The sequence below is a fragment of the Pseudomonas sp. Irchel 3E20 genome, assembly GCF_900187645.1.
Lineage (GTDB): Bacteria > Pseudomonadota > Gammaproteobacteria > Pseudomonadales > Pseudomonadaceae > Aquipseudomonas.
In genome coordinates, this window is the sequence record NZ_FYEE01000002.1 from 250,328 (window position 1) to 270,756 (window position 20,429).

General features: G+C 65.8%; 13 protein-coding genes. 1 reads left to right on the plus strand and 12 read right to left on the minus strand.

All coding sequences use genetic code 11. From position 1 onward, the window contains the following. Positions 1–11: 11 nt before the first annotated feature. The 5 genes from CKW13_RS04570 to CKW13_RS04590 all read right to left on the minus strand — a co-directional run bounded on the left by CKW13_RS04570 (position 12) and on the right by CKW13_RS04590 (position 4,643). A complete protein-coding gene (locus CKW13_RS04570) occupies positions 12–1,001 on the minus strand; it encodes an ABC transporter ATP-binding protein (protein ID WP_095107408.1) in 990 nt (329 codons plus the stop codon). Then, positions 998–1,798 carry an ABC transporter permease gene (locus tag CKW13_RS04575; protein WP_095107409.1) on the minus strand — a complete coding sequence of 267 codons (801 nt, stop codon included), beginning with the start codon at positions 1,796–1,798 and terminating at the stop codon, positions 998–1,000. Before CKW13_RS04575 ends, CKW13_RS04570 begins: the two co-directional genes overlap by 4 nt. Further along, complete coding sequence (locus tag CKW13_RS04580) at positions 1,785–2,630, minus strand: ABC transporter permease subunit (RefSeq protein ID WP_095107410.1); 846 nt, start codon at positions 2,628–2,630, stop codon at positions 1,785–1,787. The genes CKW13_RS04575 and CKW13_RS04580 overlap by 14 nt, the downstream gene beginning before the upstream one ends. Further along, positions 2,627–3,433: an alkaline phosphatase family protein gene (locus CKW13_RS04585; protein ID WP_095107411.1), complete on the minus strand. Its 807-nt coding sequence runs from the start codon at positions 3,431–3,433 to the stop codon at positions 2,627–2,629. Before CKW13_RS04585 ends, CKW13_RS04580 begins: the two co-directional genes overlap by 4 nt. A gap of 142 nt (positions 3,434–3,575) precedes the next feature. Next, on the minus strand, positions 3,576–4,643 hold the full coding sequence (locus CKW13_RS04590) for an ABC transporter substrate-binding protein (RefSeq protein WP_095107412.1): 1,068 nt from the start codon (positions 4,641–4,643) through the stop codon (positions 3,576–3,578). Between the two features lie 326 nt (positions 4,644–4,969). Between CKW13_RS04590 and CKW13_RS04595 the strand changes: the two genes are divergently transcribed. After that, the gene (locus tag CKW13_RS04595) at positions 4,970–5,683 is read left to right on the plus strand and encodes a UTRA domain-containing protein (RefSeq protein WP_095107413.1); all 714 of its coding nucleotides are present in this window, start codon (positions 4,970–4,972) and stop codon (positions 5,681–5,683) included. Here CKW13_RS04595 and CKW13_RS04600 read toward each other — a convergent pair. From CKW13_RS04600 to CKW13_RS24395, 7 genes are all read right to left on the minus strand, one after another. Continuing rightward, positions 5,659–8,025 (minus strand): RND family transporter, encoded by a 2,367-nt coding sequence (locus tag CKW13_RS04600; protein ID WP_176465048.1) that lies wholly within the window; start codon positions 8,023–8,025, stop codon positions 5,659–5,661. The two genes, CKW13_RS04595 and CKW13_RS04600, sit on opposite strands and share 25 nt — an antisense overlap. A gap of 19 nt (positions 8,026–8,044) precedes the next feature. Then, complete coding sequence (locus tag CKW13_RS04605; RefSeq protein WP_095107415.1) at positions 8,045–9,226, minus strand: hypothetical protein; 1,182 nt, start codon at positions 9,224–9,226, stop codon at positions 8,045–8,047. Beyond that, positions 9,223–10,026: an outer membrane lipoprotein-sorting protein gene (locus tag CKW13_RS04610; protein WP_095107416.1), complete on the minus strand. Its 804-nt coding sequence runs from the start codon at positions 10,024–10,026 to the stop codon at positions 9,223–9,225. Before CKW13_RS04610 ends, CKW13_RS04605 begins: the two co-directional genes overlap by 4 nt. A 55-nt stretch (positions 10,027–10,081) precedes the next feature. After that, a complete protein-coding gene (locus CKW13_RS04615) occupies positions 10,082–11,377 on the minus strand; it encodes an aminotransferase class I/II-fold pyridoxal phosphate-dependent enzyme (RefSeq protein ID WP_095107417.1) in 1,296 nt (431 codons plus the stop codon). A 25-nt stretch (positions 11,378–11,402) separates the two neighbouring features. Further along, entirely contained in the window at positions 11,403–17,480 is a 6,078-nt protein-coding gene (locus CKW13_RS04620) for a type I polyketide synthase (protein WP_095107418.1), read from the minus strand. A gap of 478 nt (positions 17,481–17,958) precedes the next feature. Further along, positions 17,959–20,112 carry a mechanosensitive ion channel family protein gene (locus tag CKW13_RS04625; RefSeq protein ID WP_095107419.1) on the minus strand — a complete coding sequence of 718 codons (2,154 nt, stop codon included), beginning with the start codon at positions 20,110–20,112 and terminating at the stop codon, positions 17,959–17,961. 75 nt (positions 20,113–20,187) lie between these two features. Continuing rightward, the gene (locus CKW13_RS24395) at positions 20,188–20,364 is read right to left on the minus strand and encodes a hypothetical protein (RefSeq protein ID WP_176465049.1); all 177 of its coding nucleotides are present in this window, start codon (positions 20,362–20,364) and stop codon (positions 20,188–20,190) included. Between the last annotated feature and the right edge of the window lie 65 nt (positions 20,365–20,429).

A 20,429-nucleotide genomic window follows, 5' to 3' on the forward strand; every position in this document is an offset into this window, starting at 1 on the left:
CGCGAAGGCCATCAGGCTACCTCACACAGGGCCGAAGGATCGATGCTCAATGCCAGGCGCTGACCGTCGGCATAGAGGTCCGCCGCCGAGCGGTTGAGCACGTCTACCACCAGTTCCACGCCACGGGCTTCGATGCGGTAGCGGATGACGTTGCCCAGTAGGCTGTGGCTGCGTACCTGGGCATCGAGGTCGCCGTGCAGGCTCAGGGCGATGGCTTCCGGGCGTATCGCGATGCGGCTGGCGATGGGCCGTTGCAGCAGGCTGCTGGCACTGGCGGCGTCGAGCAGGTTGTAGTTGCCGATAAACCCGGCGGCGAACAGGTCCACTGGCGCCGTGTAGAGGGTTTCGGCATCGCCGCTCTGGACGATACGGCCCTGGTTCATCAGGAAGATACGATCTGACATGGTCAGCGCCTCTTCCTGGTCGTGGGTGACGAAAATCGTGGTCAGGCCTAGCTCACGCTGGATCTGGCGGATCTGTTCGCGCAGGTGCTTGCGGATGCGCGCGTCCAGGGCCGACAGCGGCTCATCGAGCAGCAACAGGCGCGGGCGGGTCACCAGCGAGCGGGCCAGGGCCACGCGTTGGCACTGGCCGCCGGACAGTTGATGGGGGTAGCGGCTGGCGAAGTCGTTGAGTTCCACCAGGCGCAGCACCTCCTGTACCCGCTGGCGGCTGTCGTCGGCTTTGACCTTCTGCATGCGCAGGCCGAAGGCGACGTTTTGTTCCACGGTCATGTTGGGGAACAGCGCATAGCTCTGGAACACCATGCCGATCCCGCGTTTCTGCGGGCTCAGGGGCACCAGGTCCTGGCCATCGAGGAGGATCTGCCCGCCGTCCACCGCCGTCAGCCCGGCGATGCAGCGCAGCAGGGTGGATTTACCGCAACCGGAAGGGCCGAGCAGGGTGACGAATTCGCCCTTGGCGATTTCGCAATTGATGTCACTGAACACCGGGGTGCCGGCGTAACTTTTTTGCAGGTGTTGGACGCTGACAAAACTCATTGGCTTTTGTCCTTGTTCAAGATGTTCGCCGCCCAGGTCAGAACCAGCACGAAGAGGAAGTAGGAAATCACCACGGCACTGGTGAAGTGGCCGCTGCTGTTGCGCATGTTGTTGAGGAACACCTGCAGGGTTTCGTAGCGCGTGCCCACCAGTATGTTGGCGAACACGAACTCGCCGAACAGGAACGAGAACGACAGCAACAGCGCCACCATCAGGCCTTTGCGCAGGTTGGGCAGCACCACCAGGAACGCCGCCTGCCAGGTGCTGGCGCCGAGCAATTGGGCGGCGTCCATCAGGTCGCGCAGGTTGATCGCTTGCAGGTTGTTGGTGATCGCCCGGTACATGAAGGGCAGTGCCACGGTGAAGTAGCAGCCGATCAGGATCCACGGCGTGCCCACCATCGCCAGCGGCCCGGAACCATAGAGCTGCAACAGCCCCACCGAGGACACCACCGGCGGCACCGCAAAGGGCAGCAGGATGAGGATGTTCATCAGCGCATCGAGCCTGGGGAAGTGGTAATGCACCACGAACAGCAGGGGCAGGATCAGCACCACCGACAGCACCAACGCGCCGACGCACACCAGCAGCGACTGGCCGAACGCGGCGAGAAAGCGCGGGTCGCTCCACAACTGGGTGTACCACTTGAGGGTAAAGCCGCTGGGCAGGATGGTCGCCGACCAACTGCTGGCCAGGGAATACACCAGGGTGCCAGCCAGGGGCAGCAGCAGGATTATCAACAGCACATAGACCACGGTGCGGTGATACAGCGTGGCAGGGCCTCCTTCAACGCGAGACATGGTAGCTCCTCTTCAACAGCAACTGATGGACGATGGTCACCAGGGTCATCAGCGCCACCAGTACCACGGCCAGGGCGCTGGCCATGTTCGGGTCCAGGGAGATATCGCCCGACACCATCGCCGCGATGCGGATCGGCAGCACGTTGAAGTTGCCGGTGGTCAGGGCGTAGACCGTGGCATACGCGCCCAGGGCATTGGCCAGCAGGATCACGAAGGTGCCCAGCAGCGCCGGGGTCAGCACCGGCAGGCCGATGTGGCGCCAGAACTGCCAACTGTTGGCCCCCAGCAGGGCGGCGGACTCGCGCCAGTCCTCGCGCAGGGCGTCGAACGCGGGAAACAGCAGCAACACACCCAAGGGAATCTGGAAGTAGGTGTAGAGAATAATCAGCCCGGTCTTGGAGTAGAGGTTGAAGTCCTGAATGATCCCGGCCTGCTTGAGCATCAGGGTGAAGGTGCCGTTGAAGCCCAGCAGGATGATGAAGGCGAAGGCCAGCGGCACCCCGGAGAAATTGCTGGTCATGTTGGCGAACGCGGTGACGAAGTTGCGCAGCCGCGAATCGACCCGGTGCAGCGAATAGCTGCCCAGGATGGCGATGATGATGCCAAACAGGCTCGACCAGAAGGCCAGTTCCAGGCTGTACCGGATGGCCTGCATATAGAAGCGCGAACTGAATATCTTGCTGAAGTTGGCCAGGCCCCAGCCGAACGCTTCGGACTGCACGCTGTGGATCATCACCCAGGCCAGCGGCGCGATCTGGAACACGATAAAAAACAGGGCGAAGGGCAGCAGGCACAACACGGCCAGCCACTTGCCACGGGTGATGGCGTTCACTTGAGTAGCCCCCGGCATACAGGTTTGTCGTGGGTGACGCCCAGCAGTTCGCAGACCGTGCCGCACAACTCCACCTGCCGGGGCGCGGCGCCGGGGTCGAGGCTGAAGGCATCGCCCAGGACAAACAGCGGCACCTGGCGTTCCTCGGCCAGCAGGCCATTGTGGGAGCGGTCGTTGTTCATGCCGTGGTCGGCGGTCACCAGCACCTGGTAGCCGGCGTCGAGCCAGCCTTGCAGGTAGTCGGCCAGGATGATATCGGCCGAGCGGGCGCTGTTGCGGTATTGCGGGGTGTCGAGGCCGTGCTTGTGGCCGGCGTCGTCGATGTTCATGGGGTGCACCAGCAGAAAGTTCGGCGCATGGCGCAGGCGCAAGTGCTCGGCGTCGGCGAACAGGTGGGCGTCGGGATAATGGTCGCTCCAGTAGAAGTGGCCGTGCTGGATCGCCAGGCTCGGGTCGTCGGTGTGGCGGTCCCGGGCGGCGTTGAAGGGCGAGCGGTTGTACAGCTCGCTGACCCAGTGATAGGCCGCCGCCGCTGTGGCCAAACCGGCCGCGCGGGCGTAATGGAAAATGCTGCGTTGGCTCGACAGGCGCGACACCTGGTTATGCACGATGCCGCTGTCGATGGGCGCCACGCCGGTGAGGATGCACTCGTAGAGCGGTCGAGACAGGGCCGGCAATTCGCAGTCGAGCCGATAGAGCGCGGCGCGCCCGGCACCGACATAGGCCTGTAGATGGCCCATGGCATGGCGCGCGACCTCATGGTTCAAACCGTCGAGCACCACCAGGATGACGTTGTGCTGCATGGGTTGGGGGCTCCGTGACAAAAAGAGGAATCGCAGTAGCGGTGTGCGGGAGCGGGCCGGGCGGCGCCCGCGAGGGCGGTGTATATGACCCACCGCCCTCGCGAGCAGGCTCGCTCCCACGGGCTCGGTATGGCTAAGCGCCTTACGGCATTTCGACGATGACCTGTTCCTGCCATTGCTGTGGCAGGGCCTTGGAGGTTTTTTCCCAGGCGTCGGCGTCCTTGATCGGCGTGACTTTTTTGTACTGCTCGTTGGGCAGCAACTGCGCCTGGACGTCGGCGGGCAGGGTCAGGTGTTCGGCGCGGATCGGCCGGGCGTTGCCGCGGGCCAGGTTGGTTTGCCCGGCGTCGCTGAAGATGTACTCACGGGCCAGTTTCGCGGCATTGGGGTGCTTGGCGTACTTGTTGATGATGGTGGTGTAGCCGGAAATCACCGAGCCATCGGCCGGGATCAATACGGTGTAGTCATCCGGGTTGGCCATTTTGGCTTTGTAGCTCAGGCCATTGAAATCCCAGACCACGCCCACTTCCACTTCGCCCTTTTCCATGGTCGCGATGGTCGGGTTGGCCAGGGACAGACGCCCCTGCTTGGCGATCTCGGCGAACATCAGCAGCGCCGGTTGGATGTTCTTTTCATCGCCGCCCTTGGCGATGGCCGCCGCCAGCACGCCGTTGGCCGCTTGGGCGGCGGTGCCGACGTCACCGATGGAAACCTTGTACTTGCCCTTTTCCAGGTCGGCCCAGTTCTTCGGCGCTTCGGAGCCGTGCAGCAACTTGTTGTTGATGATGAACGCGATGGTGCCGGTGTAGGCCAGGGCCCAGTGGCCGTCGGCGTCCTTGGCCCACGCCGGGACCTGCTCCCAGGTGCTGGGTTTGTACGCCTGGGTCACGCCCTGCTTGACCGCGATGGGGCCAAAGGCGGCGCCGACGTCACCGATGTCGGCGCTGGCGTTGTCTTTTTCGGCGGCGAACTTGGCCACTTCCTGGGCCGAGCTCATGTCGGTGTCGATGTGCTTGAGGCCATAGAGCTTGGCCAGGTCGTCCCAGGTGCCTTTCCAGTTGGCCCAGTTGTCGGGCATGCCGACGCTGTTGACTTCACCTTCGGCCTTAGCGGCGGCTTCCAGGGTTTTCAGATCGGTTCCGGCGGCCAGGGCGGCGGTGCTCATGGCAAGGGTCGTGCCTAACAGTGAAGCCAGGAAAAGCTGTTTCATCGAAAGCTCCTTTGGGCGTTTTCACGCGGCGTACTAGCGACAGCTGGGGTGGGGTTGGTCTAGGTCAGCAAACCTTGAGCCAATTTAGGCGTGTTGGATGACACTTTGATGTCGGCGGCCCGGCTCGCGGGCAATGCGAGGTAAGCGTAGACCATGGCCGCACGGCCGCAGCGCCTGGACTTGGCGGCGGTTTTGCAGGCAAATGGCGGGCGCCTGTCATGGATCAGTCACATGCCGTGCCTAGGCTGGCGGCAGGCCTTTCGGGGCATTCGAGAGGGCGAGGGTGCCCTGAAACAGTGCTGGTCTAGTCCAGATAGGTAACGTTGATGCGCGTCGATGCCAGTAAAACGGTGACAACCATAGGCCAAGCCCTGCAAGAGCAGATCGACCACGGCTTGCTCGCCCCGGCCAGCCAATTGCCGGCCGAACGCAAGTTGAGCGAGTTGTTCGCCACCACCCGCATCACCGTGCGCGAAGCGCTGTTGCAGCTCGAAGCCCAGGGCCAGATCTACCGCGAAGAACGCCGTGGCTGGTTCGTCTCGCCGCCGCGCCTGGCCTACAACCTGATGCAGCGCAGCCACTTCCACGCCATGGTCAGCGCCCAGGGCCGCAGGCCGTCCACCGAGGTGATTTCGGCGCGCCTGCAACCGGCGTCGGCGGCGGTCTGCGCCTGGCTACGGATGCCGGCGCTGTCGAGCGTGATCCAGATCCGCCGCGCCCGGCGCATTGACGAGCGCCTGGTGCTGTACGTCGAGCATTACCTCAACCCGCAGTATTTTCCCGGCATCCTCGATTTCGACCTTAACCAGTCCATCACCGAACTGTATGCCCGCCACTACGACCTGCACTACGGCCGCGTGCGCTTCGAGATCGTGCCCACTTCACTGCCGGTGGAGGCCGCCGCCGCGCTCAAGGTCTCGGCGGGCAGCCCGGGCCTGCGCATTGCCCGGGTCAATTACGACCAGCACGAACGCCTGATCGACTGCGACCTGGAGTTCTGGCGCCACGACGCCATTCACGTCGGTGTGGACGTGGTCTGAGCGGCGCCCCTGCGCCGACACACCAGCAGCACGCAGGGGATGAACAGCACGTCGAACACCAGGGCAATAAGGATGGTGATAGACGCCATCAAACCCATCCAGGCGTTGATCTGGAACCCGGAAAACGCCAGGCAGGCAAACCCGCCGGCCAGCGCCAGGGTCATGGCGATCATCCCGGCACCAACCTGTTTGAAGGTGACGTGCAGGGCCTCTTCCACCGCCAGGCCCTGGCGGCGCAGGCGTGCATAAGCAGTGAGCAGGTGGATGGTGTCGTCCACCACCACGCCGAAGGTCACCGAAGCCACCGTCGCCACCGCCATGCCCACTTCGCCATTGACCAACGCCCACACCCCCAGGGTCGCCAGGGACGGCACGATGTTGGCGACGGCGCCCACCAGGCTCAGGCCCAGGGAGCGGAACGCGCCGAGGAAAATCAGCCACACCACCACAGCCGCCACGGCCATGCCCTGGTACATCTGCTCGATATTGCGGTTGCCGATGTGGGCGAACAGCACCGAGGTGCCGGTGGCCTTGGCGCTCGCTGCCAGCAACGGCGTGTGCTCGTTGGCCCAGGCCTGGGCGCTGGCCTGTAACGCGGCGATGGCGGCGGTGGACATATCGTTAAGGCCCACGCTCAGACGGCTGCTGCGCTTGTCGGCGCTCACCAGGTTTTTCAGGTCGGCGCCGGCGGGCAGGGACATTTCATACAGGGCCAGGAACTGCGCGGCGTTGTCCCGCGACTCGGGCAGGCGAAATTGCGCCGCGCCACCGCCGTGCAAAGCGCGGTTCACGGTTTTGAGAATGTCCGTCAGGCCATGCACGTGGGTCACCCCCGGTTGCTGGCGCAGCCATTGGCCAAATTGCTCGGTTTGGTGCAGGTACTCGGGGGCCCAGATGCCCTCGGCCTCCTGGGCATCGAGGGAAAACTCCAGTGTGTAGAACCCGCCCAGGGCCTGGTTCAAACGGTCGGTGGCCTGGCGAAACTCATAGCGCTGGTCGAAGTAGCGCACGTAGCGGTCATCCAGCGTGTTGGAAAACGCAAAAGCGCCTAACACACCGCCGGCCAGCACCACGCCCGCCAGCGCCTGGCGTGGCCGGCCCAGCACCTGGCGGGCCAGCCACAGGCTCAGGGCCTGGGCCGGTGCCGGGCGGGTCGAGCCTTGCCACGGCAACACGCACATCAGCGCCGGCAGAAAGCTCAGGCTCAGCAGCCAGGCCAGCAGTGCGCCGATGGCGACAATCGCCCCCAGGTGGGCAAACGGTGGCACCGCGCTGAACAGCAACGACAGAAAACCCGCCGCCGTGGTCAGGGTGGTCAGGGTCACCGGCCACCAGCACTCGACCAGCACCTCGCGCACCGCCTCGCGCCGGCTCAGGCCTTCACCGCGCAGGCGCAGCATGCCGGCGCACAGGTGCAGGCAATCGCAGCAGGCGATGGTGAGGATGATGTTGGGCGCGATCACGCTGGGCGACGACAGCGGCACCCCCAGTAGCGCCGCGGTGCCCAGCGCCGCCAGGGTGCTCATGAGAATCACGCTGAACGTGGCCAGGGCCCCGGCGAACGAGCGCAGCACCAGGACGATGATGCCCAGCAGCACCAGCACCATGATCGGCAACAGCACGCTGCTGTCGAAGGTGCTCGCCTCGACGAATGCCTGGTCCAGGGCCACCGAGCCCGACAAACCGATGTGCAGGTCCGGGTGCTCGGCCGCGAACCGGCCCATCAGCGCTTGGGCCGCGGCCATGGCCTGCGCAGCCTGGTCCGCACCCTGAGTGGCATCGAGGCGCAGGTTGGCGGCCACCAAGGCCAGGCGCGCATCGGCGGACAACAAGCGGCCGACTAGCAGGGGCTCATCGTTGATCTGCTGGCGCAAGTCGCGGGCCTGGTTGTCGCTCAGGCGATCGCCGGAACGCAGCAATTGGTCGATGTGGATATCGTCCGCCAGGGCCTGCACGCGTTGGAAATTGGTCAGCGAATCGACGCGTTTGACCTGGGGCAAGTGCCACGCGGCATCCGTCAATTGGCTGATGGCGTGTAGGCGCGCGGCGCTGAACAGGTCGCCGTCGCGGGCGCTGACCACGAACACCAGGGTGTCGTCGCGGCCGTAGGTTTGCTCGAACTGTTCCAGCGCTTGCAGGTCGGCGTTGTCCTGGGCGAAAAACACCCGGCTGTCGCTGCGAAAACTCAACTGCGCCATGCCCAGGCTCAGGGCGACGACCAGCAGCAACGACGCCGCCAGCACCCACCACGGGTGGCGGGTGACCCCGCTCGCGTAGGCGTGCAGGAGGGCGGTGAACCGGTGCTGCGCGCCGAGGGGCGCGGCTGCGGGGGGAGTGTGCATCGAAGGGGTTCCTAACAAATCAGAAGTACCAGGCCAATCCCAGCTTGAGGTAGGTGTCGTTGCCATAGCCGTTCAGCGCGGGATCGCGCCGGGCCTGGCTGGGCGCGTGCAACGCGGCGGAGAACACCGTGCTGGCGAACACCCGCCGGCTGGCGCGCAGTTCGAACAGGTGCGAGGACCACTGCAGGTCGTGGCTGGCGCGCAGTTCCAGGACGCTGTCCTGGGGGTCGTTGAGGCTCAGGCGCGCGCCAAAAAACAGGTCGCGCTGAAACGGCGTGACCGGTGCGTCGGCACTGCGGGCGTCGTAGTAGAACTCGCTGTAAAGGGTCAGGTCCGCCGTGCTCGCCCCGACACGGCTGAACGTCGTCTCGGCGCCCACGCCACCGCCCCAGAAGCGCTCGCCGGTGCCGCGCTGGTGGATGACTTCGCTCTTGAGCACGCTGTCGCCCACCACGTACTGGGCTTGCAAAGCGGTTTGCTCGATTTGCGCGTAGGTGGCGCGAAAGCCGCGCAGGCCCCTGGCATCGACCAGCGGTTGCAGCAGCGGCTCGCGGGCGTGGCCGCGGTAATGGGACAGCGCCAGCTCCAGGTCGCTGCCCAGTTTGAACGCGGCGCGGGCAGCGAAGCCGGGGGCCCAGCGGCCGTCCTCGAAGGCTTCTTCGCGCACGGCGGCCGGCAGGCTGCGCAAGCGGTCGCGACCCTCGCCCAGGCGCTGGCCACGGGCGTACGTCAGGGCGTACAGCGACAGCACCGTGTCGTCCAGGTTGAGGCTGACCATCGCCCCGGGTTGGCCCAGTTTGGCCTTGCCTTGGAAGTCTTCGGCGAGGTCGCGGACGTTGATGACGTCCACCGGGTTCCACGCTTCGAGCACGCCCCAGGTCTGGCTCAGCACCCCCACTTGCCAGTCGCTGGCATCGCTGCGCAGGTTCCAGGTGGCTTGGCGCAGGTCTGCGCTCCAGGCCTGTTCAGCATTGGCCGAGGCGCGGCTGAACAGCTCCAGGTGGTAGTCGCGGTCGCTGAGGGTCAGGTTCAAGGTGGCCGCGGCGTTGCGGTATTCGTCGGCCTGCCCGGCAAACTGCGGCGGTTCGGCGAATACCAGGCTGTCGAGCCCCAGGCTGCCCCGCAGGCTGGCCCCCTGGGCCAGCGGCAGGCACAGGCTGGCCGCAAAGGCCAGGCACAGGAGGGAGGCGGGCCGGCTCATCGCGACCATGAAGGCAGGCGGCTGTCGGTCATGTCGGCGGCTCTGAGGCCGGTGTTGAAGCGGTAGTCGTCCCAGATGATTTGCGAGCTGGCGTTGTCCTGCAGGTTGGTCATGACAATCCGCCCTGGCCGCCAATACGTGCCGTACTGCTGGTAGTCATGGAAATCCAGGCGTTTGGCGGCTTGGCCGACCTTGTCGTAGTAGACGATGCGCACCGGTTGCCAGATGCGTGGGTCGATGGTTTCCACCAAGCGCGAGTAGCCGGAGTGAGCGTATTTGGGCAGGTTGGCGATGGTGTGGCAGGTCGCCTGGGGCTCGCCGCAGGGTTCGTCCTGGACGAACTCGTAGTCGTAGTTTTCGACCTGCCAGGTGGTGATGTCTTCGTAGGTGAACTCCGATCCGCCGAAGGAGCCGGTCTTGTCCCGTGCCGCCAGGCGCTTGACCCGTTTGACGGCAGGCAGGTAGATCCATTGGTCATCGGCGGCCTGGGCGTTGCTGAAGGTGAGCGAGGCGAACCCGGCCAGATCGCGCGGCTGGGAAAACACCACCAGGCGTTTATCGCCCACGGTGTCGCCTTCCAGGGTGCTCATCTGGAAGCTGCGTTCGGTGCTGCGCCCGTCGGGGCGGTTGAGGGTCATGCGCCCGTTGACTACGTAGTCGCCGTAGCCACTGTCTTTGCGGTCAACGGTGAGGGCAATTTCCCGGCCCCGCTCACGCAGCTCGGGGGTGCTGGCGCTGACGGTCGGGGCGAGCAGCAGGTGGCCCGCCGCCAGGGCGAGCAGGGGAGGCAAAGTGTTCATCGGTGTTCCTTGGATACGGCGCTCGACCCTGTTGCGGTCGAGCGCGGCGTTGGGCTTAGAGAGGTTGGGTGAGCAGGTCGAGGGTGTGGGCGATCATCGCTTCGTCGTGCTCGCTACTGATGAAGCAGCGCAGCCGCGCCTCGTTGTGCGGCACCACCGGGTGCATCACGGCGTGGGCGATCACGCCGTGGTCCAACAGCCTCGACATCAGGCGCAGCGCCCGGTCGTCGTCGATCATCAGCGGCACGATGGGCACCCCGGGCACCGCGCTGCCGCACTCGAAGCCGCGCTGGCGGGCCTGTTCGACGAAATGCCGCGCATTGCTTTGCAGGCGCGCCACCCGCTGTGGCTCGGCGCAGGTCACGCGCAGGGCGGCCAGGGCGGCGGCGGTATTGGCCGGGCTGATGCCGGTGCTGTAAAGCTGCAGGCCGGGGCAGAAGTGATGGAGCAGGTCGATCCATTCCTTCTTCCCGGCGACAAACCCCCCGCAACTGGCAAAGCTCTTGGACAGGGTGCCGACGATCAGGTCGACCTCCGCCGGGGCGATGCCGAAGTGCTCGCACACCCCGCGCCCGGTGGCGCCGACGGTGCCGCACGAGTGCGCCTCGTCGATCATCAGCCAGGCGTTGTGACGCTTTTTCAGGGCCACCACTTGGGGCAGGTCCACCAGGTCGCCGTCCATGCTGTAGGCGCCTTCGACCAGAATCAGTACGCGCCGGTAGCCGTCGCGGTGCTCCTTGAGCAGGGCCTCCAGGGCGACCATGTCGTTATGGGGAAAGGCGATGCGCCGCGCCCCGGACATCACCGCGCCCATCAGGCCGCTGTTGTGCATGTATTCGTCATGCAGGATCAGGTCGCGCCGGTCCAGCAGGTAGCCGATCACGGTGACGTTGGCGCTGTAGCCGCTGACGCTCACCGTGGCCGCTTCGCACCCGATGAAGCGGGCCAGTTCGGTTTCCAGTTGGGCGTGCAGTTCGATTTCGCCGCCCACCATGCGCGCGGCGCCTGCATGGCAGCCGTAGCGGTCCACCGCCTCGTGCACAGCGTGCTTGACCCGAGGGTCGTTGGCCAGGCCCAGGTAGTTGTAGTTGGAGAAGCTGATGTAGTCGCGCCCGGCCATCTGCAAGGTCGCGGCCACGTCGCCGCTGCGCGCGCGAAAGTACGGGTTGATAAGCCCGTTGCCCTCCTGATAGCGAGCGCGCAGGCCCTTAAGCATGGCGTACTCGGGCGACTCGGTGAGGTTGCCCGACTCGCCCGGCGCCACCCTGTGCAGGGCGGGCTGCTGGCTGGTGATGTTGGCGCGCATCTTGGCCAGCAAAGTGTCGACGGCGGCATTGGAAGAACGGTTCATGGGTAAAGGTTTCCTCTTGGAAAAATCAGGCCGCGCTGGCCAGTTCGATCTTGCTGCGCACCTCGCTCAGGGCCCGTTGGGCTAGCTTGGCGATGGTGGCCTGGCCTTGGAGCTCGATCACCGAGTAGGTCACGCCCAGCTGCTGCTCCAGGAGGAACTTGATCTCGGTGGAGAGCAGGGAGTCGACGCCAAAGGAATCGAACGACTGCTCGGGTTTGAGGCGCTGGGCGCTGGTCTTGAGGCCGGCCGCCACGCACTCGGCAATCAGGCTTTGCAGGACGCCGCTGGCCTCGTTGTCATCGACACTGGCGACCACCGCGTGCAGTTGCTCCACCAGGGAGCTGTTGTCGCTCTGGCTGGCGCGGCTGGCCTGGACCAGTTCGGCGAAGGTCGGCGAGGCGCCGCCGACGCTTTCGTATACCGCCCACTTGCCCCAATCGGCCTGCTCGGACACCGCCACCTGGGCCAGGCCCTTGGCCAGCGCCCGGCCAAGGGCGCGCAGAGCCACGTGCACGTCCAGCGGGGTGAGGCCGATTTGCGTGAGGTGCTGGCCGATGCGCTCGTCGCTTTCGAGCATGCCGACACCGGCGATGGCCCCGAAGTTAATGCTCAAGGCCGGCAGGCCCTGGGCGCGACGCAGGTGCGTGAGGCCTTCGAGGAAACCGTTGGCGGCGCAGTAGTTGGCCTGGCGGCTGTTGCCCACCAGGCTGGCGATGGACGAGAACATCACGAACTGCTCCAACGGCGCGCCGATGGCCAGGGCGCCCTGGTGCAGGGCCCAGGCTCCGCCGGCCTTGGGTTGCATGACGGTGCTGACGTGGGCGGGCGTCATCTGCTCCAGCAGGTGGTCCTGCAACACGCCGGCGGCGTGGTAGATGCCCAGCAGCGGTGCCTGCGGTTGGTGCAACTGGCCCAGCAGGCGCTGTACCTGGGCCGGGTCGCTGACGTCCAGGGCATGGGCGCTGGCCTGGGCACCGAGGTTGTGCAGTTGCGCCAGCAGGGCTTGGGCCTGGGGCGTGTCGGCGCCACGCCGGCCGACCAGGGCAATGTGCCCCGCGCCGTGGCGGGCCAGCCAGCGGGCCAGTTCCTGGCCCAGGCCGCCGAAGCCACCGGTGACCAGGTAGACCCCGTCACGGCGCAGCGCCGGCGTGTCGCTGGCGGCTGCCGTGAACGGTCGTTCGTCCCCGGCCACTTGCAGCTCGACCCAGCCATGCAGCGCGGTGCCGTCCAACAGGTCGGCGAAGCCGGGCAGTGCTGTGGCGAGCGCCGCGGGCGGGGTGGCCAGGGCGCTGCGCAGGGCGGCGCGGTAGGCCTCGTCCTGGCGGCACGCCGCAAGGTCCAGGGTGGCGCGGATCAGGCGTTGGCACTGTACCGGCAAGGCGAAGGGCGCCGGGTCGTTGCCCAGGTCGAGCAACTGCCCGCCCGTGGCCAGGGCGAAGAAACCGGCCTGATGGCTCCACTGCGCCAGGTCGGCGGCGATCAGGTCAAAGCCTGGTGCGTTGGGTAGGTCACTCAGGTCCGCCGCGACGCGGGTGACGACGGCGCCGTGCTGGCTCAAGGCCGCGCTCAGGGCATCGCCCAGCACACCTTCGACCACCAGGGCACGCGCCCCGGGGCGCAACGCGCAGGTCCGGGCCAACGCCACGGCGCGGGCCTGGATGGGCGCGATCAAGGCCGAGGGCGTGTCGTGCTGGCCGATCGGTGCCAGCACACACTCGGCGGGGCGCAAGCTCAACTCGGTGCCAAGGTGGCGCGGGGCCAGAGCGACGATCCGCTCACCCACGCTGAACCCGCTCAGTGCCTGGCCAACGGCGGTCACCACCGCGACCACGCCCATGGGCTGTTCCGGGTGTTCCAGGGCCACGGCCAGGCGTTCGACCCGCACCTGCAAGGCCTCGGGGTCCAAGGCTTGCGGTGTTTGCAGGTGGGCGCTGAAGGCGCTGTGGTGCTGGCGCAGGCTGATGGCCTGCGGCCCGGTGCAGCGGCTCGGCACGTGCCCTGGTTGCTGCAACAGCCCGCTGGCGATCAAGTGGGCGCCGTAGCGCTGCTGCTCGCGCAGGGCCACTTCGTCGATCAACTGATCGGCCATGACCTCGGCGAACAGTGCCGCCAGCCCTTGACCTTCGTCGATGTCCACCAGCGCCGCGTCCAGCGATGGCTGCTCGTTGCGCACCACCCGCACGAAACCGGCCACCGCCGCTTGCGCCGGTTGCACTGGATCGTCCTCGCGCACCCCATGGGCGCCCCGCGTCACGACCCGCAGCGGCAACGGCCGGCCCTGGGCCGCGAGGGCCTGGACCGCCAGCAGCAGCTCGCGCAGTTCATCTTCGCCGGTCACCGCCATGGCGGCATTTTGCCCGGCCCAGGACAAACCGATCACCCGGTCTACCGCGCCGAGGCCAGGGTGGGCCGGCACTTGGGCCCAGGTGCAGCGCTCGCAGCCCAGGCCGCGTTCGCCGGCCAGTTGGGCGAAGCGCACCGCCAACGGGTCGTCGCCGTGGGCCACCAGCAGCAGCTGTTGCGCGCTCATGGGTGGGTTGGCGAGGGCGGGCAATTCGCGCCAGGTGCGCTGATAGTCGCCGGCCGGGAACACCTGGGCCTTACCGCGGCCTTGCAGGGAGCGGCAGGTCAGGCCCTGTAAGTGGGCCAGGACAGCGCCGTGGCGATCGGTCAATTGGAAGTCGCAGACGATGCGCGAGGCGTCGCGCTCGACGATCTGCACCCGGCAGTCAATCGCCTCGGGCAAGGGGCGGTAGACGTGCAGCGCCGCGAGGCTCACCGGCAGGAACACGCCCTCCTCGGGGCGCATCAGTGCCAGGGCCGCTTGGAAGCAACCGTCCAGCAGCGCCGGGTGCAACAGGTAGGCCGGTGCGTCAGCGGCCAACTCGACGGGCAGGCTCAAGTGTGCCTGGGCCAGGCCCTGTTCGAGGTCGCGGTGCAGGCGGCGGATCGACTGGAAGGCCGGCCCGTACTGCAAGGATTGGCCGTGGAGTTGGGCATAGAGGGCGGCCGGCTCCAGTGCCTGGAGATCGCCGGTGGCCAGCAGCGCAATGGCCGTCGGGGCGGGTGTCGCCAGTGGGTGCAGGGTGGCCTGGGCATGCACCAGGGGCGCGGCGTCTTCGGCGATATCGTGGGAGGCGAGGGTGGCGCGATGGCGCGTGGCGTCGAACTGCACGTGCAGGCGCAGCTCACGGGCGTGGTCGAGCAGTAGCGATTGTTGGATATCGACGTCACGTACGCTCAGGCCCGTGCTGTGCGGCCAGCGTTCGCGGGCCTCTTCGCACAGGGCTTCGAGGAACCCCGCGGCGGGCATGATCGGCGAACCGTCGACGATGTGGTCGTAGAGGTAGTTGAGGCGCCGCAGGTTGAGGTCGATACCGCCCTGGTCGGCGTGCAGCGGCCAACCTTGGGCGTTGAGGCGGTCGTCGCGCTGCCATTGCGCTTCGCGCCACAGCAACTGGCGCTGCCACGGGTAGGTGGGCAATTGCACCTGTTGGCCGGCGGGCGTACGCGCGGCCCAGTCGAGGGCGGCACCCTGGGCGTAGATGGCGCAGACAGCGCGGCGCAGTGCGTCGGTTTCCGGCTTGTTCATCGCCAGGGTGGCGCTGGCGTGGATCTCGATGTTGCGGGCGCTGGCGGTTTCCTCCAGGGAGCGGCGCAGCACCGGGTGCGGGCCGACTTCGACGAAATGGGTGTAGCCGTCGTCCAGTAGCGCGGTGATGGCGTCACAGAAGTACACCGGGTTGCGCACGTTGTCGCACCAGTATTGGGCGTCGTACAGGCGTTCGCCGTTCAAGCCGCCGCTGACGGTGGAGTACAGCGCCGTGGTCGCGGGCACGGGTTGCAGGCCGGCCAGGGCTTCGCGGATCTGCGGCTTGAGGGCCTCCATCAGCGGGCTGTGGTAGGGCACTTCAACGTCGAGCATCTTGGCGAACACCTTGCGCTCGCCCGCCTCGGCGAGTAGGGCCTGCAAGGCCTGGCGGTCGCCGGCGATGGTCACGCTGCGCGGCGAGTTGATGGCGGCCAGGGAGATCAAATCGCCATGGGGCGCCATCAGTTCCAGGGCCTGCTCGGCGCCCAGGCCCACAGCGAGCATCGCCCCGGTGCCGGCGGCCGTGGCCTGGATGCGGCTGCGTTCGCGGCTCACCCGCAGGGCGTCTTCGAGGGTCAACATGCCGGCGGCCCAGGCCGAGGCGACTTCGCCTACCGAGTGGCCGACCACCGCATCGGCCACTACGCCTTCGGCCTTGAGGGCGGCCGTGAGGCCGATCTGGATCATCAGGTTGGCGGGTTGGGCGAACTCGGTGTGCTTGATTCGCGAGGTTGCTTCATCGCGCAGCATTTCTTCCAGGATGGAGAACCCGGCAATGCCCTGGAACACGCTATCGGCTTGCTCCAAGGTGTGGCGGAACACCGGGTTTTCGCTTAGCAACTGGCGGCCCATGGCCCACCACTGCGGGCCCATACCGGTGTAGACGAAGGCAATGCGCGGGCTGGCGTTGAACGGGCGCGCCCCTTCAACGCCGGGGAAGTCCCCGCTGTCGGCGGCAAACGCGCGCAGGGCGCTGGCCAGTTGCCCGGGGGTATCGCCCCACACCGCGACGCGATGGTCGAGGTGGCTGCGGCGCAGGGCAGTGGTGAACAGCACATCGTTGAGGGCGGGGGCGTCGGCCGCCTCCAGCATCTGGGCCAGTTGCCCGGCGCGTTCGCGCAGGGCCTGGGTGTCGCGGGCGCTCAGCGGCAGGATGGCCACCGAGGGGGCGCAACCAGGCTGGGGCACGCGCGGCGTGGTGGCGGGCGGCGAGCTGAGGATGGCATGGGCGTTGGTGCCGCCGTAGCCGAACGAGTTGATGGCGATGCGCCGCACCTGTGCGGGGTCGCCCAGGGTCTCGGTACGCCGGGGCAGGTCGATTTCCTCTGGGATTTGCGGGTTGACCACTTCCAGCCCCGCCACTTCAGGTACCTGGTTGTGGCGCAGCATCATCATCGACTTGATGACGCTGGCCACGCCGGCCGCGGCTTCCAGGTGGCCGATGTTGGCTTTCACCGAACCCACCCGGCAGCGCCCGCCCTGGGCGTAGACATCGGCGATGGCGCGGGTTTCCAGGGGGTCGCCCACGGGGGTACCGGTGCCATGGGCCTCGACGTAGTTCACCGACGCGGCGTCGATACCGCTTTGGGCCAGCACCTCTTCCATCAACTGGCGCTGGGCCTGGGGGTTGGGCACGGTGATACCGCTGGTGCGGCCATCCTGGTTGACGCCGGCACCGTCGACCAGGGCAATGATTTCGTCTCCGTCCCGCAGGGCGCAGGCATAGTCCTTGAGCACCACGACGCCACAGCCCTCGCCCCGGCCATAGCCATCGCCTCGGGCATCGAAGCTCTTGGAGCGGCCGTCCTTGGCGAGGAAACGGCCCTTGGCCATGGCCACCATGTACTCAGGACGCAGCATGAAACTGGAGCCACCGACCAAGGCTGTTTCGCATTGCCCTGTAAGAATGGCGCTGACGCCCTGTGCGAATGCCACCAGGGAAGAAGAGCACGCGGTATCGACCGACAGGCTCGGCCCTCGGAAATCGAAGGCGTAGGAAATGCGGTTGGAGAGCATGGTCAGGGTCGAGCCTGCCGCACTGTGGGCACCGATCATGCCGCGGGCATGGCTGCCGAACTGGTTGAGTAGGTGGTCGACAGTGAAGCCGCCGACGAACACGCCGGTCTGCGAACCCGCCAAGGCCTCGACGCACAGCCCGGCGTTTTCCATGGCTTCAAAACTCAGTTCCAGCAACAGGCGCTGCTGGGGGTCGAGGAATTCGGCTTCGCGGGGGGAAAAGTTGAAAAAGTCCGCGTCGAAGCCACGAAAGTCGTACTCCTCGAGAAAGTGCCCGTGGCCGACATAGGTTTTACCGCACACGTCCTGTTCATTCAGATAAGTATCGTTCGACCAGCGATCCGCAGGCACCGGGCGCACATAGTTGCGGCCACTCAATAGGCTGTCGAAGAACGCTTGCGGTGTGGTTGAACCACCCGGAAAGCGGCAGGCGGAACCAATGATGGCAACTTTGCGAGCAAGTGGAGTTGTCGGGTTATTGCGGGTGTTGGGCACGTAGATGCCTCCTGAGTTGTCAGAACTGATATTGCAACTTGTAAGTTGCTTATCTGGCTTTTGTAGGTGGCGGATTCTAACGAGGGGTATTTAGTGCGGGTAGATATCAATTTGACAAAAGCGGGAGTTTGTACAAGTCGTGTGTGTGCGGATATTAATGAATGTAGGAATAATTACTATACTCTGAGTTACTTGTGAGTTGCTTACGTAGTCATGTTTACGGGGTGTGGGTGATGTTTCTGAATGTGATGGTAAGTTTGGCGCTGTGTCTTGACTTATACCTCGTCTTGGTATTTGTGCAGCTTCGCGAGTTGCGAATGAAAGTTTGGGGTTTTGGATAGAGGGCGATGTCTTGAATTAACTTTAAAGTTTGTGGCGTTTTATAACGCCTGGCGTTGTGGGGGGCATACGCCAGCAGCCCGGCAGTATTAATTGTCGGGCTGTGTTTTAGGCGTGGCGATGTAGAAGGGGCGTAGCGTTATTCCTTGGCCGGCCCCGCGCTGGTGGTCACCACTTGCACGCTCAGGCGTGGGGTGGCCAGGTCGAACCCGGCTTCATCGAGGTGGCGTTTGAGGGACAGGTTGAACGCCCGCGACACTTCCCATTGTTTGATTGGCGCCGTCTTGAAGCGCGCGCGCAGGATGGCGCTGCCGGACTCGAAGCTCTCCACGCCCTGGATTTCCAGGGGCGACCAGATATTGCGCCGTTGCAGCGGGTCGGTGCGCATCTTCTGGCCGACGTCGCGCATCAGCTTGATGGCGTCGTCGATGTCCATGTTGTACGGCACCGCCACCCGGAAGATCGCGTAGCCGAACTCGCGGGAGTAGTTCTTGATGCTCTTGATTTCGCTGAACGGGATGGTGTGTACGATGCCGTCGATGTCTCGCAGGCGCACGGTGCGGATGGTCAGGCCTTCGACGGTGCCCAGGTGGCCGCCGACGTCCACATAGTCGTCGATGGCCAGGGAGTCTTCGATGATGATGAACAGCCCGGTAATCAGGTCGGCCACCAGGGACTGGGCGCCAAAACCGATGGCCAGGCCGATCACCCCGGCACCGGCCAGCAGCGGCGTGACGTTCATGCCCATGTTCGCCAGGGCGACGATTAGGGCAATGATGAAAATCGCCACGAACAGCACGTTGCGGATCAGCGGCATCATGGTTTGCGCCCGGGCATTGGCCAGGCCTTTGCGCGAGCGGGTGAGGGCGTGGTGCACGGCGGTGTCGCTGAGGATCCAGACCAGCCAGGCGAAAATCAGCGTGCCGGCCAGGCTGAACAACTTGACGCTGACTTCATGGCCGTCGCCCTCGGTAAAGCGGATCAGCGACATGCCCCACACCCGCAGGCCCAACTCGATGAACACCAGCCACACCACCAGGTGCACGAGGGTGTAGCAGAAGCTTTTCAGGCGTTCGGAATACAGCGCATGGCGCTTGTGCCCGCGTTGCGGCTTGAGGGCGTGGCGCCGTACCAAGCCGTTGATGACCATGCACACCACCAGCAGCACCGTGCAGATCAGCGCCTGGCGCAGGGCGGTGCTGGTGTCGCCGGCGGAGACGAAGGTGGCGAACAGGGAGATGCCCACCAGCACCAGTGCCGGCAAGTACCAGAAGGTGCCGATGATTTCGATGGTGTCGCTCAGCGCGCGGCGGGTCAGGCGCCGGGACAGCGGCTGGTTGCGGATCAGGTGAGCGATGGGGCGGCGGAAACGCAGGATGAACACCCCGGTGGACAACGCCGCCAGCACATTGGCGCAGGTTGCCGCCGCGTGGGCCAGGTGCGCGCCCAGGCTGGCCACCAGGCGCGGGTCGCCCAGGGCCTCGCCGAACGCGGCGAAACTGCCGATCAGCCACAACGGGCGGAAGGCCTGGTGGCGCAGGATGTACAGGGCGCGGTGGCGGTGCGGGCCGTCGAGTACGGAAAACGCCACCACGCAGATCGCCGAAAAACAGGTGCCGATTACCAGGGCATAGGCCAGCACCATCGCCAGGACTTTGCCCAGGGACGAAGGCAGGGCGTAGCTCAGGTACACGGTGATGACCAGTGCCACCAGCCACGGCCCGAGTTTGCGCAGGGCAAAGCGCAGCAGGTCCCAGGGCTTGGGGTGCTGGGGCAGTTCTTCGGTGAGGCCAAAGCGCCGGCGTACATGGTTGCCGACCCAGATCAGCGCGGCGGCCAGCAGGCTCCAGAGCATCAGGATCAGGGCGAAGGCAAAGATGATCGGCCCCCATTCGCTGGCCGGCAGCAGCAGGGCATCGAACTCCTCGCGGGCCAGCTCGAACTCAGCGGTCCAGCGGTTGAGCGGGCTGTCGGCGCCGGTGAACTGTTTCTCCAGGTCGGCCAGGGTGCCGCCGATCAGGCCCAGCACGCCGATTTCTGCCGGGGGTTGAGCCTGTTTCGTGGCATCGCGCAGTTTTTTCAGGTCGGCCAGCAACTTGCTGCGTTGCTGGTCGTTTTCCAGGGACTTGATGACTTCGTCCAGGGATTGCCCCAGGGGCTCGCTCGCCTGCGCCTGTTTGGTGGGGCTGGCGAGCAGGCCCGGCAAGCCGACAGCCTGGGCGCCGGTGGCGGGCAACAGCGCCATCAGGCACAGCAGAAAAACAGTCGGCAGGGACAACAGGCGAGCAAGCACGGGGCGGTCAACCTCAAACGGGGGGATTGACCGAGTGTACGAGTGGGGCAAACCCAATGCGAGCGTGGTGGGGTTTTATTCGTTGAGCTTGGCCAGGATCTTGTAGACCACCGTGGCCAGGATCAGCAGCATGCCCACCCACATGCTGAACACGCCCGCGTTCTTGTCGCGGAAGTTGAACCCGATGGCCAGCAGGAGCATGCCGGTAAGGATCGGGATAAGCATGGAGTGGAACGCAGACATCGAGATCATGGAGACAGCCTTGTCAGAAAGGATAAATAGAGTCTAGGTCGGTTCGCCCCGGCCCGGGTTGACCT

Coding starts and splice junctions, on each gene's coding strand:
- CKW13_RS04570 (WP_095107408.1), bottom strand. CDS start 1,001: ATGAGTTTTGTCAGCGTCCAACACCTGCAAAAAAGTTACGCCGGCACC.
- CKW13_RS04575 (WP_095107409.1), bottom strand. CDS start 1,798: ATGTCTCGCGTTGAAGGAGGCCCTGCCACGCTGTATCACCGCACCGTG.
- CKW13_RS04585 (WP_095107411.1), bottom strand. CDS start 3,433: ATGCAGCACAACGTCATCCTGGTGGTGCTCGACGGTTTGAACCATGAG.
- CKW13_RS04590 (WP_095107412.1), bottom strand. CDS start 4,643: ATGAAACAGCTTTTCCTGGCTTCACTGTTAGGCACGACCCTTGCCATG.
- CKW13_RS04595 (WP_095107413.1), top strand. CDS start 4,970: ATGCGCGTCGATGCCAGTAAAACGGTGACAACCATAGGCCAAGCCCTG.
- CKW13_RS04600 (WP_176465048.1), bottom strand. CDS start 8,025: ATGCACACTCCCCCCGCAGCCGCGCCCCTCGGCGCGCAGCACCGGTTC.
- CKW13_RS04605 (WP_095107415.1), bottom strand. CDS start 9,226: ATGAGCCGGCCCGCCTCCCTCCTGTGCCTGGCCTTTGCGGCCAGCCTG.
- CKW13_RS04610 (WP_095107416.1), bottom strand. CDS start 10,026: ATGAACACTTTGCCTCCCCTGCTCGCCCTGGCGGCGGGCCACCTGCTG.
- CKW13_RS04615 (WP_095107417.1), bottom strand. CDS start 11,377: ATGAACCGTTCTTCCAATGCCGCCGTCGACACTTTGCTGGCCAAGATG.
- CKW13_RS24395 (WP_176465049.1), bottom strand. CDS start 20,364: ATGATCTCGATGTCTGCGTTCCACTCCATGCTTATCCCGATCCTTACC.